Below are 14148 nucleotides of genomic sequence, written 5' to 3' on the forward strand. Positions count from 1 at the left end.
GCGGCTGGTCCGCCCGCGGATCAGCGCCTCTCGTGGGGGAGCGCGCGGCGGATCTTCTCGATCGGCGACTGCGCGGGGGACTCGTTGAACGCGTCCGCGAGCTCCTGACCCGAGAGGGCGTGGATCGCGGCCATGATCTCGTCGGTGGCCGTGCGCCGGGCCCGGCCGGAGGAAGCCGCACCGTGGTGCGCGAGGTCGAGCGGCTCTCCGAATCGCACGGTCACGCGCTCGCGCAGGCTCGGGAACCGCGCGCCCACGGGCATCACCCGGTCGGTGCCGATCAGCCCGACCGGAACCACCGGCGCCCCGGTCTGCAGCGCGAGGAACGCGACGCCCGTGCGTCCCTTGTACAGGCGTCCGTCGAGCGAGCGCGTGCCCTCGGGATACAGCGCCACGGCGGCCCCGGTCGCGAGGATCTGGCGCTGCTGCTCCAGCGCGTCGAGCGCCGCCTGACCCGCCCCGCGGCGCACGGGCACGGCTCCGACCGCGGTGAACAGGGTCCTGGACAGCCAGCCCTTGACGCCCGTGCCCTCGAAGTACGACGACTTCGCCAGGAAGCGCACGGGGCGCGGCGCGATCGCGACGGGGATCGCGATCGAGTCGATGAAGGAGAGGTGGTTGCTCGCGAAGATGACCGCGCCCTCCGGCGGGATGTTCGCCTTGCCCTCGACGCGCGGACGGTAGATGGCCCGGGCGAGAGGCGAGAGCGCGCGGCGTCCGAAGTCGTAGAACCGGCTGGGCCGGCGCGGCTCGTCGCCGGCGGCGGGCGTCTCGTCGGGTCCCGGAGCCACGGAGTCCGCAGAGGTCATCGTCCGAGCGTAACGCGCCCCCTATTCCTCACGAGGCATGACCCGAGAGCGCCTTTCGCCGCTGTCGTCCAGGGTGTTCGTCACCGCGATGAGGCAGGATGGGACGACCCCCACAAACGATCGAGGTATCTTCGTGCGTCTTCGTCCCGCAGCCCTTCTGTCCACGCTCGCGCTCGCCGCGGTCGCCCTCGCGGGCTGCTCGGGCGAACCGGCACCGGAGTCGAGCCCGGACGCGAGCGCGTCGGCCGCGCCGACCGACCTGTGCGGCGCGGCGCTTCCGAGCGGCGCCTCGGCCGAGGCTGTCACGGTCGACGGCGAGCCCGGCTCGAAGCCGACCATCTCGCTGGACGGCCCGCTGGAGATCACGACGCCGGAGCGCGCCGTGGTCGTGGAGGGCGACGGCGAGAAGATCGAACTCGGTCAGAACATCGACTACGCCCTCGCCGTGTTCGACGCCGCCTCCGGCGAGGAGCTGCAGAGCATGGGCTTCGACGACGCCCCCGCGCTCCCGGAGCCCGTCGCGATGAACAGCGGCACGGCGCAGCTGTTCGGCTGCGCCACGATCGGCTCGCGCATCGTCGCGACCGTCCCCGGATCGGGTGAGCAGCAGCCGGCGGCGATCTACGTGCTGGACCTGCTCGGCAACGACACGCCCGCGACCGCGTGGGGCGAGCCGCAGGAGCCCGTCGAGGGCCAGCCGACGGTCGAGCTCGCCGAGAACGGCGAGCCGACGATCACGCTTCCGGATGCCGAGCCGCCGGCCGAGACGCAGGTCACGACGCTCAAGCAGGGCGACGGCGCCACGGTCGAGTCCGGCGACGGCGTGCTCGTGCAGTACACGGGCGTGAAGTGGTCGGACGGGTCCGTCTTCGACTCGAGCTGGTCGCGCGGCGCCGCGGCGCCGATGAGCACGCAGGGCGTGGTCGCCGGCTTCCAGAAGGCGCTCGAGGGTCAGAAGGTCGGCTCGCAGGTGCTCGTCACGATGCCGCCCGCCGACGCGTACGGCGCGCAGGCCGGGCACGAGCTCGAGAAGGAGACGCTGACGTTCGTCATCGACATCCTCGCCGCGGCGCACTCCGCGCAGCCGGCCCAGTAACCGCCGCGATGCGCCGCGTCGTCATCCTCGGGTCCACCGGATCCATCGGCACCCAGGCGCTCGACGTGATCCGGGCCAACCCGGAGCGCTTCGAGGTCGTGGGGCTGTCGGCGGGGTCGAACGCCGCGGCGCTCGCGGCGCAGGCCGCGGAGTTCGGCGTCGCGGCGACCGCGCTGGGCGCCGTCGACGCCGAGCGCCTGGTGCGCGAGGTCGACGCGGACGTCGTGGTCAACGGGATCACCGGATCCGTCGGGCTCGGCCCCACGCTCGCCGCGCTCGAGAGCGGGCGCACGCTGGCGCTCGCGAACAAGGAGTCGCTCATCGTCGGCGGCGATCTCGTGAAGCGCCTCGCCCGGCCCGGGCAGATCGTGCCGGTCGACTCGGAGCACTCCGCGCTCGCGCAGGCGCTGCGCTCGGGCGCCGCCGCCGAGGTGCGCCGGCTCGTCCTGACCGCCTCGGGCGGTCCGTTCCGCGGCCGCTCGCGCGACTCGCTCGCGGACGTCACGCCGGCCGAGGCGCTCGCGCACCCGACGTGGGACATGGGGCGCGTCGTCACCACCAACTCGGCGACGCTCGTCAACAAGGGCCTCGAGGTGATCGAGGCGCACCTGCTGTTCGACGTGCCGTACGACCGGATCGACGTGGTCGTGCATCCGCAGTCGATCGTCCACTCGATGGTCGAGTTCGTGGACGGGTCCACGATCGCGCAGGCGTCGCCGCCGGACATGCGGCTGCCGATCTCGCTCGGCCTGGACTGGCCGCACCGCGTCGCGGGTGTCGGCAGGCCGCTCGACTGGACGACCGCGTCGTCCTGGACGTTCGAACCGCTCGACGAGGAGGCGTTCCCCGCCGTGGCGCTCGCGAAGCGGGTGGGTCAGGCGGGACGGACGTTCCCGGGCGTCTACAACGCCGCGAACGAGCAGGCCGTCGACGCGTTCCACGAGGGGCGGCTGCCGTTCCCCGGCATCGTCGACACCGTGCGCCGCGTGGTGGACGCGCACGACGCTCCGACGGAACTCACGCGCGAGTCCCTCGCCGACGCCGAGGCCTGGGCCCGCGCGGAGGCGGACAGGATCATCGGGAGCTGACCCGCCCGCGGCGGTGCTGCCATCCCGCCCTGCTCGCCCGACGAAACGGGGGTCGCCTGTGCCCCTGTGCGAACGAAGTGAGCGTGGAGCGTCAGCGACTGCCGACCATCTCGACAACGCGAGATTCGCGGGATGGAGCGCAGCGACAGCCTTCGATCACGAGTCCCGGCGCGTAGCGTCGGGCGAGCGATCGATGACACTCACTGCGCTGCCCCGCGAAGCGGGAGAGGAACACCGGCCGAACCCACGATCGCGTTCACGCCACGCCGCGAAGCGGGAGATCAGTCCGCGTACGGGTCGTTCCAGTTGCGCTCGCCCACGGGCCAGCCCGCGTCGATCAGCGCGCGGCGCGCGAGCTCGCGGCCCGAGTAGAACAGGCGGACGCCCTGCACGTCGCGGTGGTCCTGATGGCCGGGGCCGAACCACATGATGGCGTCACCGGGGCCCACGAGCTTCACGGCGTCGACGATGGCCTGCTCGGGCGGCACGATCTCGTACGCGTCCTGCTCGGGCTTGACGGAGCGGGCGCCCTCCAGCAGCATGCGGCGGACGTTGGCCGGGTCCTCCCACCGCGGGTTGTGGTCGGTGATGATCACCACGTCGCCGTAGTCGGCCGCGGCCTTGCCCATCGCGAAGCGCTTGGTGGTGTCCCGGTCGCCATCGGCGCCCATCATCACGACCAGCTTGCCCGTGGTGACCCTGCGCATGGCCTCGAGCGTCTTCTGGATGCCGACGGGCGTGTGCCCGAAGTCCACGTAGACGGCGGGGCCGCCCTCGCCGTGGATGCGCTCGGCGCGACCGGGCAGGTGGGCCCGGATGCCGCCGTCGCGGTCGAGAGCCGAGGCGATCCGCTCCCACGGGTACCCGGCCTCGAGCAGCATCACGATCGCCGCGCCCGCGTTGGCCGCCATGTGCGGGCCGATCACGGGCACGAACGACGTGAGGGTGCGGCCGTCCTCGTTGTTCGTCAGGGTGAAGCCGGTGCCGTCCAGCGTCTCCTCGAGCACCGTGACGGTCCACTCGGCGGTCGCGGCGAGATCCTGATCCACCGCGATCGCGGGTGTGGCGATCGTCACGACCGGCACCTCGGCGCGCGCGACGACCTCAGCACCCGCAGGAGTGTCGAGCGACACGACCGCGCGGCGCGCGCGGTCCGCGCGGAACAGCGGCAGCTTCGCCTCGAGGTACTCGTCCATCCCCGAGAAGTCGTCCATGTGGTCGTGCGACAGATTCGTGAACATCGTCACGTCGAACACGATCGCGTCGACGCGGTGGCGCATGATCGCCTGCACGCTGACCTCGAGCGCGGCGGCCTCGACGTGGTGCTCGCGCATCACGGCCAGCAGGGCGTGCATCTCGTACGCCTCGGGGGTGGTCAGGCGCGCCATGACGGCGTCGCCCGCGACCACGCGCAGGGCCGACGACGACAGGCCGGACACGACGCCGAGCTGGCCGAGGATGCCGTCCAGGATGTGCGTGATGCTCGTCTTGCCGTCCGTGCCGGTCGTGCCGAACAGGATCGGCAGTCCGCTGTCGGCGCCGGGTTCCGTGCCGAAGACCCAGGCGGCCAGCGCGCCGAGCACGCCGCGCGGGTCGTCGACGATCACGATCGGCAGGCCGACGGGCTCCGCGATGTCCGCGCCCTCCGCGTCGGTGACGATCGCGGCCGCGCCGGCGTCGGCCGCGGCCTGTGCGAACTCCGCGCCGTGCTTGTTGCGGCCGTGGATGGCCACGAACACCTCGCCGGGGTGAAGGTCGGTGGTGGCGAGCGTGACGCCGCGCACCTCGACCCCCTCGAGCGATCCGCGACTGCCGCGTCCGAAGCGCTCGGCGAGTTCCGTCAGGGTCCGCTTCGGCGGGTTCTCGGGACGCAGGACCGGGGGGATGTTCGAGGCAGGCTTCGTCATGGCGCGTCCAGTTTCTCACGTGTGTCGCGGCAGGCCGCCGGGCGGGGCGCGGCGTGGCGCCCCGCCCGGCGGATCAGCCCCGGCGGGCGGAGCGGCGGTACGCCGGCACCGCGACGACCAGCGCCGCGAGGCCCGCGACCAGCCCGCCGGCACCCAGCGCGACCGGAAGCGGATCGGCGCCCGTCGCCGACGCGGTGGGCGCCTCCTCGTCTTGCGCGGCGGCGGCGTCGTGCCCGGCGCCGGCCGCGGCGGCGCCGAGCGCGACGGTCGGCGCCGGGTGGTCGACGCCGTGCGGATCCTCGCCCTCGGGCACGAGCTCCGACCACGACGTGGAGCCCTCGGCGCACAGCTGCTCGACCGGGAACGCGAGGGTCCCCGTCGCGTCGTCCGCGTACTTCACGCCGAGCTCGAGCGCGGCGCGGCGATCGTCCGGCACCGGCTCGTCCGCCGTGTACGTGACCTGCGTGACGAGGCCGTCCGCCTCGTCGCGCTCGACGTCGATCGTCCAGCCCGGCTCGATCGTCGGGGTCACCGAGTCGAGGCCCTCGGGCATGTCGATCTGCAGCGCGGTCGTGGGGGAGCCGTCGCAGCCGTGGCCGAACGCGAACGTCAGGACGTCGTAGCCGCCGGCGACCGGCGCATCCGGCGTCACCGTGACGTGCGCGCTGGCGGCCAGGGGAGCCGCGAGCACGAGGCCGGCGGCGAGGGCGACGCCGGCGGCGACGCGGGTGCGGGTGGTGAATGGCATATCGGTCTGTCTCCAGGATCGGGATGCGAGCGCGCGCGACGGATCCGCGCGCAGGGGCTCGCGAGAGAGATGGGGGCGGCGTGCGCCGGATCGCCCCGCCCGAAGGGCCGGCCGGATCAGACGCCGAGCGGCGCCGGGGGCCCGCGCCGGGAGACCGGCGAGAGGAGCCGCGCGACGACGGGTCGCGCGACGAGGACCTGCGGGGCCGGCATCGCCGCGGACAGCGGGGTCCGCGGCGCGTCGATCCGGCGCAGCACGGCGAGGCTCCCGCGGGCGATCGCGCGGACGATCCGCTCGCCGCGCCACAGCAGCACGACGGTGAGCAGCGCCGCCACGGCGTGCCCCGTGTACATGCCCGCGCTCTCGGGCGCGGCCGCCAGGAGCGGGAGCGGCGTCGCGCCGTGCCCGTGGTGCTCGGCGATCCGGGCGCCGGCCGGGGAGCCCAGCAGCTGGAACGCGGCATGGAACGCGGCCTGGCTCACGATCACGGCGGTCGCGAGACGCGGCAGGTGCGGGCGCGGCCCGATCAGGCCGCCGGCGACCGGCGTCAGCAGCGCGATCATGAGCGCCACGAGCAGGGGGGCCGGCGCGGGGCCGCCCGCGATCGTGTGCGATGTCGCCGCCAGCAGCGTCGCGACCACGGCCGCGACCGCGCCGCGGAGGACGCGCAGCTGCCGGGTGGTCACGCCATCGAATCTACCCGCGCCGCCGCCACAGGATTCATAGGATGCGCGCAGTACCGTTGACGCGTGGCTGTGCTCGCGTTCGTCATCGGTGTGGTCGTCGTCGTGGTCGGGCTGGCGCTGTCGATCGCCCTGCACGAGATCGGGCACCTCGTGCCGGCCAAGCGCTTCGGTGTGCAGACGAGCCGCTACATGGTCGGCCTCGGCCCCGTGATCTGGTCCAGGCGGATCGGCGAGACGGAGTACGGCGTCAAGCTGCTGCCCATCGGCGGCTACATCTCGATGGCCGGGATGTACGCGCCGGTGCGTCAGAAGGTCCGCACCCGCGGCATGCTCGCCACGCTGGTGCAGGATGCGCGCGACGCGAACGACGAGACCCTCGTCGGCGTCGACGACGCGCGGGCCTTCTACCGCCTGCCGGTGTGGAAGCGCATCGTCGTCATGCTCGGCGGCCCCCTCATGAACCTGCTGCTCGCGCTGATCCTGTTCACCGTGCTCTACAGCGGGATCGGGATGAACCAGACCACGACGACGATCGACACGGTCGCCGAGTGCGTGATGCCGGCCGGGTCGACCGCCGGGGAGTGCGCCGCGGACGACCCTGCCTCGCCCGCGCGGGCCGCGGGGCTGCTCCCGGGCGACCGGCTGCTCTCGCTCGACGGCCGCGAGGTGGCGACGTTCGCCGAGGCGGCCGAGATCGTCCAGGCCAACCCCGGCCGGGCGCTGCCCGTCGTGGTGCAGCGCGACGGCGCGGACGTGCGCCTGACGCTCACCCCGGTGCTGGCCGAGCGCCGGATCGCGGGGGCGGACGGCCAGGTCTCGACGCAGAGCGTGGGCTTCGCGGGCATGACCGCGGCGGTCGACCGCGTGCACGAGCCGATCTGGGCGGGCGCGCAGGCGACGGCCGACGGCCTCGGCCGGGTGAGCGGCATCATCATGCAGCTGCCGGTGCGGCTGTGGGAAACCGCCGTCGACCTCTTCACGGGGCAGGAGCGCGACCCGAACGGCCCGCTGAGCGTGGTCGGCGTCGGACGGCTCGCGGGCGAGGTCGCCGCCGCCGAGGCGCCGATCGTGGATCGCGTGGCCGCGATGGTCGGGCTGCTCGGCTCGGTCAACATCGCGCTGTTCGTGTTCAACCTGATCCCGCTGCTGCCGCTCGACGGCGGCCACGTCGCGATCGCCCTGTGGGACGGCATCAAGCGCGGCTGGGCGCGCCTGCGCGGCGCCCCCGAGCCGGCGCCGGCCGACGCCACGCGCTTCGTCCCCGTCGCGCTGCTGGTCGTGGTCTTCATGATCGGCATGGGTGCGCTGCTGTTCGCCGCCGACATCTTCAACCCCATCAGCCTCGCCGGCTGACGAGGAGCGCCCCGTAGGCTGAGCGGGATGACCGAGATCGCCCGCCCGCCCGCCGCGGGCCGCACCTTCGGCTACCTCGCGCTCGTCGGCGCGACGCTCTCGTGGGCCGGGAACTACCTGCTCGGCGTGATCGCGGTCGCCGAGACGGATCCGGTCAGCCTCACGTGGCTGCGCTGGCTGCTCGCGGTGGTGCCGCTGTTCGTGATCGCCCAGGTCGTCGAGCGCCCGGACTGGCGCGCCATCCTCCGCTCCTGGCCGCGCCTGCTGGTGCTCGGGCTCATCGGCGTGGCCGGCTACAACCTGCTGCTGTATGCCGCGCTCGACACCGAGACGCCGTTCCAGCTGTCGCTCATCAACGCCTTCAATCCCGCCCTCATCGCGATCGCCGCGGTGCTGTTCCTGGGCGCCCGGCTCGGCTGGCGGGGCATCGGCGGAATCCTGCTCGCCTTCGCGGGCGTGTTCTGGATCATCTCCGGCGGGCAGCCGCTGACGATCCTGGATCACCCGCCGAAGATCGGCAGCCTGGTCATGGTCGGCGCGATCGTCGCCTGGACGGCCTACACGATCATCGGCCGCACCGGCCCGCGGCTGCCGCCGATCTCGGCGGTCGCGATCCAGGGGACCTTCGTCGTGCTCGCCCTGACGCCGTTCGTGCTGGCGCAGGGGCTGCGGCTGCCGGAGACCGCGGCGGGCGGGTGGTCGCTCGCCTACATCGCGGTGTTCCCGTCGATCGCGTCGTACGTGCTGTGGAACTACGCGCTGCAGCGCGTGCCGCCCGCGCAGGCGGGCGTCTCGCTCAACCTGATCACAGTGTTCACCGCGATCGCCACCGTCGCGCTCGGCATGCCGTTCACGGCCCCGCAGATCCTCGGCGGCGTGCTGGTGCTCGCGGGCGTCGTGCTCGCCCAGGAGAGGCCGAAAGGACCGGCGCTTCCGCTCGCCCGGTAGCCGCCGCAGTACCACCCTGCGAGCGGTGCCGCCGTGCGAGCGAAGCGAGCGTGCCCCGGATGGGGCCCGCAGCGCGCAGCGCTGCCGGCGATGGAGCGAAGCGACAGCGCCCTCGCTCGCCAGGGCGCCGCTCGCGGCCCCGCAGCGTGCGAGACCCAGGAAAGCGCGTGTGGGACCTAGGAAAGACTGTGCGTCACGAGGCGCTCGAGCGTGCGCATCCCGTCGCGCGACAGGATCGACTCGAGGTGTCCCTGCACCGACGCGAAGCCGCGGCCGCGCAGGGCGTACACGTCGCCCGTGGCGGGCTCGGCGGCGAGCTCCACGAGGCCGACGTCGCCGCAGCGGGTCTCGCTCGGCGTGAGCTTCGTCACACCGGGCATCACGCGCGCCGTGAACGTGTTGTAGAAGCCGATCGAGGCCGGCTCGCCGAACACGTCGACCGTCTTCTGCAGGCCCTGGTGCGGGCTGGCGAGGGGCGCGAGGCCGATGCCGATCCGGTCGGCCAGGATCTGGTGGCTCAGGCACACCGCGAGCAGCGGCGCACCGGCGTCGAGCCGGCGCCGCACGATCTCGCGCACGCGGGCGATGCGCCCGCTCGCGACGTCGCGCGGATCGCCGGGGCCGGGGCCGGAGACGACGAGCTCGGCGGCGTCGACGTCGGCGTCGGTCGCCTCGGACCAGTGCGCGATCCGCACCTCCAGGCCGAGATGGCGCAGCTGGTGGGCGAGCATCGTCGTGAAGCGGTCCTCGGCGTCGACGACGAGCGCCGTGCGGCCGGCGAGCGGGCCGGGCTCGGCGCCCTGCGGCTCGAGCCAGAACGGCGCGAGCCGCGCGTTGCGCGACGCGAGCAGCTCGGCGATCTGCGGATCCTCCGCGAGCGGGCGGCGCTCGGGCGTGGGCTCGTCGGGATCCGGCGCCTGCACGTCGCGCGGCACCGCGCCGATCGCGCCCAGCACCCCCGCGGCCTTGCCGTGGGTCTCGGACACCTCGCCGTCGGGGCTCGAGTGCCGCACGAGCGTGGCGCCCGCCGGGACCCGCAGCCGGCCGTCCACGAGGTACGCGGTGCGGATCAGGATGGGCGCGTCCAGGTCGTGCCCGCCGTCGGCGCGGGGCGTGAACAGCGCCGCGACGCCCGAGTAGTAGCCGCGCGGCGTGAGCTCGTGGCGCCGGATGACGGCGCACGCGTTCTGCATGGGGGAGCCCGTGACGGTCGGGGCGAACATCGTCTCGCGCAGGATCTCGCGGGGATCGAGCCGGCTCGTGCCGCGCAGCATGTACTCGGTGTGCGTGAGGCGCGACATCTCCTTGAGGTGCGGGCCGGTGATCCGCCCGCCGTCGCTGCACACGGCGCTCATCATCTTGAGCTCCTCGTCCACCACCATGAAGAGCTCCTCGGTCTCCTTGGTGTCGGTGAGGAACGCCGCGAGCGTCTCGGCCGTGGCGCCGCCCGCCGGGTGGCGGAACGTGCCCGAGATGGGGTTCATGGTCACCACGCTGGGCTCGCCCGGCGCGCCCGCCTGCGCGGTGATGTGCGCCTCCGGGCTCGCGCCGACCGCGACGTGTCCCGGCGTCACGACCGCGAAGGTCCAGTACGCGCCGCGCTCGTGCTGCAGCAGGGCCCGGAACCACGTGAGCGCCGCGATCCGGGGGTCCGCGTCGACGCCCGCCGTGTAATCGCGCCGGATCACGAAGTTCGCGCCCTCGCCGCGGCCGATCTCGTCCGCGATGACCCGGCGCACGATGCCGGCGTACTCCTCGTCCGGGATGTCGAATCCCGCGTCCGCCAGGGGGATGGTGTCGGACGGCAGCGCGGCCATCGCGTCGGCCAGGGCGACGCGGTCGTGCGAGTCGACGAGCAGGCAGCGCAGGGGCGCGCCGTCGTCGTGCGCCTCGAAGCCGCGCTCGCGCACCTGGCGGTACGGCACGAGCGCCAGCACCTCGCGCGCGGTGCCCTCGTCGTCCTGCAGGGGGATGTCGGCGAGCAGCTCGACATCGCGGACGGGGCCGGTGAGCACCTCGACGGCCTCGACGGACCCGGATGCGCCCGCGCGCGCGATGAGCGCGAAGGAGGCGTCGGGGTCGGCGGCGAGGCGGTGGATCAGGTCGGCGGTGGCGGTCCCGGTCATCGGGTGTCTCCTAGCGGTACGGCGGCCTGACATACAGAAAGACCGCCAAGCGGCGGTCTGTTCTCGTGGTTCGCGAAAGCACCGCCTAGGAGGCGGGCCACCAGGAGGTGAGGTTCGCGAGCATGCCGGAAACCTACCATCTATTCGTGAGCATGAGGTGGCGGGCCATGGGCCCGCACGCTCGCGCTGACGCGCTCGCACAGATTCGAGCCCGTCGGAAGATTCCTGTGGGCATGATCGCGTCCAGCCTCGGTTCATCCGTGCGGACTACCCTGGATCACGTGCCAGCCGTGAACCTCGGGATGCCCCGCGTCCCCGAAACGCTCGCCCCGCGTCGCAAGTCCCGCCAGATCAAGGTGGGCAAGGTGCTCGTCGGAGGCGACGCGCCCGTCAGCGTGCAGTCGATGACCACGACGCCGACGACGGACATCAACGCCACGCTGCAGCAGATCGCCGAGCTCACGGCGTCCGGCTGTGAGATCGTGCGCGTCGCGGTGCCGAGCCAGGACGACGCGGATGTGCTGCACATCATCGCGAAGAAGAGCCAGATCCCGGTCATCGCCGACATCCACTTCCAGCCGAAGTACGTGTTCCAGGCGATCGATGCCGGCTGCGCCGCGGTGCGCGTCAACCCCGGCAACATCCGCAAGTTCGACGACCAGATCGGCGCGATCGCGAAGGCCGCGCAGGCCGCCGGCGTCTCGCTCCGGATCGGCGTGAACGCCGGATCCCTCGACCGCCGCCTTCTCGAGAAGTACGGCAAGGCGACGCCCGAGGCGCTCGTCGAGTCGGCCGTGTGGGAGGCGAGCCTGTTCGAGGAGCACGACTTCCACGACTTCAAGATCTCGGTCAAGCACAACGACCCGATCGTGATGGTCAAGGCCTACCGCCAGCTCGCCGAGCGGGGCGACTGGCCGCTGCATCTCGGCGTGACCGAGGCGGGCCCCGCGTTCCAGGGCACGATCAAGAGCGCGACCGCCTTCGGCATCCTGCTCGGCGAGGGCATCGGGGACACCATCCGCGTCTCCCTCTCGGCCCCGCCGGCCGAGGAGGTCAAGGTCGGCCACCAGATCCTGCAGTCGCTGAACCTGCGAGAGCGCAAGCTCGAGATCGTCTCGTGCCCGTCGTGCGGACGCGCCCAGGTGGACGTCTACTCGCTCGCCGAGAACGTCACCGAGGGACTCAAGGACGTCACCGTGCCGCTGCGCGTGGCCGTGATGGGCTGCGTCGTGAACGGCCCGGGCGAGGCCCGCGAGGCCGACCTCGGCGTGGCGTCGGGCAACGGCAAGGGCCAGATCTTCGTCAAGGGCGAGGTCATCAAGACCGTCCCCGAGGCCGAGATCGTCGAGACGCTGATCCAGGAGGCTCGCCGCATCGCGGACGAGATGGGCCCGGACGCGCAGATCGGCACCGCGCAGGTCGTCACCGCCTGACGAGAAGAGGACCCCGTGACCGCGACCCACGCCGACGTCCCGAGGCTGATCGCGAACCCGCTGCGGAACGCGGCGCGGCTGACGCGCATCGGCCGCCCGAGCGCCGCGTTCCACCGCAGCCTCCCCGGCTACGCGCCCACGCCGCTGCGGTCCGCCCCCGCCGCGGCCGCGGCGCTCGGCGTCGCGAGAGTGCTCGTGAAGGACGAGTCGGAGCGCCTCGGCATGCCGTCCTTCAAGATCCTCGGCGCGTCCTGGGCCGCCTACCGCGTGCTGCTGCGGCATGTCGGCCTCGACCTCGCGGCGCATCCCGACCTCGAGCGGCTCCGCGACGAGCTGCGGCGGTTCCCCGGGCTGTCGCTCACGGCGGCGACCGACGGCAATCACGGACGGGCGGTCGCACGCATGGGCGCCCTGCTGGGACTGCCGGTGCACATCTTCGTTCCCGACGACATGGTCGCCGCGCGGATCGCGGCGATCGAGGGCGAGGGGGCCTCGGTCGAGGTCGTCGACGGAGGGTACGACGACGCGATCCGCCGGAGCGCGGACGCGGTGGACGCGCGCACCCTCGTCGTCTCGGACACCTCGTGGGAGGGCTACACCGAGCCGCCCGCGTGGGTCATCGAGGGGTATTCGACGTTGATCGGCGAGATCGCCGATGCGATCGCGGACGGCACGATTGCGGCGCCGACCGTCGTCGCCGCGCAGATCGGCGTCGGCGCCTTCGCCGCTGCCGTGGCGCGCGGATTCGGCGGCTCGGCGGGCACTCGCGTCGTCGGAGTGGAGCCGGTCGATGCCGACTGCACGACCGTCAGCATCGAGCGGGGCGTCCCGACGACGATCCCGGGCCCCCAGCGCTCGATCATGGCGGGGCTCAACTGCGGCACGCCGTCGCTCGTTGCGTGGCCGGATGTCTCGAGCGGGTTCGACGCCTTCTGCACCGTGACCGACGCCGCCGCGGAGCAGGCGATGCGCCTGCTCCACCGCGACGGAATCGTGTCGGGTGAAAGCGGCGCCGCGGGACTCGCGGGGATGCTCGTGCACCGTGATGCACTCGGTCTCTCCGCATCCGACACCGTCCTGGTGTTCTCCACGGAGGGCGCCACGGACGTGGTCGCCTACAACCGCATCTGTGAAACGGAGCTGTCGTGAGCATCGCCGGCGCATCTCCTCGCACGCCGTCGCGCATCCGCGCGTCGTCCGCAGAGGGAGCGATGCTCACGCCCGGGATGTGATCGAAGGCGTCGTCCTCGGTCGCCGTCGATGACGCGGTCGTTCAGCCAGAGCGACGGCAGCGTGAGCACCCACGCCCGCTATCCTCGCGCCATGACCACCATCACCGTCGAGGGATCGCATCGGATCTCGCAGGCCGCCGAGCGGGGGATCCTCGCGCTCGACGTGGCCGCGCACGGGCCCGATCGCGACGAGGTGGTCACGCGCCACCGCATGCTGCACGAGGAGGTCGCCGGGATCGCGCGTGACCGGCGGCGCTCGAACGTCGCCGCGGCGTTCGAGATCGGCAGCCCGTGGGCGTGGACGGATCCGACCGGCCCGGATCCGCAGCGCCCCGCACCCGTGCATCACGTCACCTCGACGATCACGATCACCTACACCGATCTCGCGGCACTCGCCGCGGGGGTGTCCGCGTTCGCGGCGCGGGCCGACCTCGGCGTCCAGCCCGTGCACTGGGCGCTGTCGGACGAGAGCCGTGAGGGTCTGCTCGACGCGGCGCGCGGACTCGCGGTGCAGGACGCGGTGCGGCGTGCGCGATCGTACGCCGCCGCGATCCTTCCGGGAGTCGTGGCCGAGCCCACGCTGCTCAGCGTGACCGAGCGGCAGGTGCACGGGGGAGGGCCCGGCGTGCCGATGCTCGCGCGGGCCGACTCGGGGGTCGCGCAGTTCTCGGCGCCCGAGATCGAGGTCGAGGCCGCGATCGTCGCGACGTTCGAGCTGTAGC

General features: G+C 73.1%; 12 protein-coding genes. 7 read left to right on the forward strand and 5 right to left on the reverse strand.

Features of this window, described 5'->3' with window-relative positions; genetic code table 11:
* Nucleotides 1-20: 20 nt before the first annotated feature.
* Nucleotides 21-809, reverse strand: coding sequence for a lysophospholipid acyltransferase family protein (locus AAD528_RS12635; protein WP_345752431.1), 789 nt, complete (start codon nt 807-809; stop codon nt 21-23).
* A gap of 133 nt (nt 810-942) precedes the next feature.
* Between AAD528_RS12635 and AAD528_RS12640 the strand changes: the two genes are divergently transcribed.
* Nucleotides 943-1905, forward strand: coding sequence for an FKBP-type peptidyl-prolyl cis-trans isomerase (locus tag AAD528_RS12640; protein ID WP_345752432.1), 963 nt, complete (start codon nt 943-945; stop codon nt 1903-1905).
* Nucleotides 1906-1913: 8 nt separating this feature from the next.
* On the forward strand, nt 1914-2993 hold the full coding sequence (gene dxr, locus AAD528_RS12645; protein ID WP_345752433.1) for a 1-deoxy-D-xylulose-5-phosphate reductoisomerase: 1080 nt from the start codon (nt 1914-1916) through the stop codon (nt 2991-2993).
* A gap of 281 nt (nt 2994-3274) precedes the next feature.
* Here the strand turns inward: dxr and AAD528_RS12650 are convergent, their stop codons facing one another.
* The 3 genes from AAD528_RS12650 to AAD528_RS12660 all read right to left on the reverse strand — a co-directional run bounded on the left by AAD528_RS12650 (nt 3275) and on the right by AAD528_RS12660 (nt 6334).
* Nucleotides 3275-4900 carry a Mur ligase family protein gene (locus AAD528_RS12650; RefSeq protein WP_345752434.1) on the reverse strand — a complete coding sequence of 542 codons (1626 nt, stop codon included), beginning with the start codon at nt 4898-4900 and terminating at the stop codon, nt 3275-3277.
* Between the two features lie 73 nt (nt 4901-4973).
* Nucleotides 4974-5648, reverse strand: a complete 675-nt coding sequence (locus AAD528_RS12655; protein ID WP_345752435.1) for a YcnI family protein — start codon at nt 5646-5648, stop codon at nt 4974-4976.
* Between the two features lie 116 nt (nt 5649-5764).
* Nucleotides 5765-6334, reverse strand: coding sequence for a hypothetical protein (locus AAD528_RS12660; RefSeq protein WP_345752436.1), 570 nt, complete (start codon nt 6332-6334; stop codon nt 5765-5767).
* 63 nt (nt 6335-6397) lie between these two features.
* Here AAD528_RS12660 and AAD528_RS12665 point away from each other — a divergent pair, with 63 nt between their 5' ends.
* Nucleotides 6398-7687: a M50 family metallopeptidase gene (locus AAD528_RS12665; RefSeq protein ID WP_345752437.1), complete on the forward strand. Its 1290-nt coding sequence runs from the start codon at nt 6398-6400 to the stop codon at nt 7685-7687.
* Nucleotides 7688-7714: 27 nt separating this feature from the next.
* Nucleotides 7715-8635: a DMT family transporter gene (locus tag AAD528_RS12670; protein ID WP_345752438.1), complete on the forward strand. Its 921-nt coding sequence runs from the start codon at nt 7715-7717 to the stop codon at nt 8633-8635.
* A 176-nt stretch (nt 8636-8811) separates the two neighbouring features.
* Here AAD528_RS12670 and AAD528_RS12675 read toward each other — a convergent pair whose 3' ends face one another.
* Complete coding sequence (locus AAD528_RS12675) at nt 8812-10761, reverse strand: anthranilate synthase family protein (RefSeq protein WP_345752439.1); 1950 nt, start codon at nt 10759-10761, stop codon at nt 8812-8814.
* A gap of 281 nt (nt 10762-11042) precedes the next feature.
* On the opposite strand from AAD528_RS12675, the gene ispG reads away from it, so the two are divergent.
* From ispG to AAD528_RS12690, 3 genes are all read left to right on the forward strand, one after another.
* The gene (gene ispG / locus AAD528_RS12680) at nt 11043-12194 is read left to right on the forward strand and encodes a flavodoxin-dependent (E)-4-hydroxy-3-methylbut-2-enyl-diphosphate synthase (RefSeq protein WP_345752440.1); all 1152 of its coding nucleotides are present in this window, start codon (nt 11043-11045) and stop codon (nt 12192-12194) included.
* A 15-nt stretch (nt 12195-12209) separates the two neighbouring features.
* The gene (locus tag AAD528_RS12685) at nt 12210-13343 is read left to right on the forward strand and encodes a diaminopropionate ammonia-lyase (RefSeq protein WP_345752441.1); all 1134 of its coding nucleotides are present in this window, start codon (nt 12210-12212) and stop codon (nt 13341-13343) included.
* Nucleotides 13344-13517: 174 nt separating this feature from the next.
* Complete coding sequence (locus AAD528_RS12690; protein WP_345752442.1) at nt 13518-14147, forward strand: SIMPL domain-containing protein; 630 nt, start codon at nt 13518-13520, stop codon at nt 14145-14147.
* The last annotated feature ends 1 nt before the right edge of the window (nt 14148 follow it).

The organism is Microbacterium rhizophilum, assembly GCF_039605615.1.
Taxonomy (GTDB): Bacteria; Actinomycetota; Actinomycetes; order Actinomycetales; family Microbacteriaceae; genus Microbacterium; species Microbacterium rhizophilus.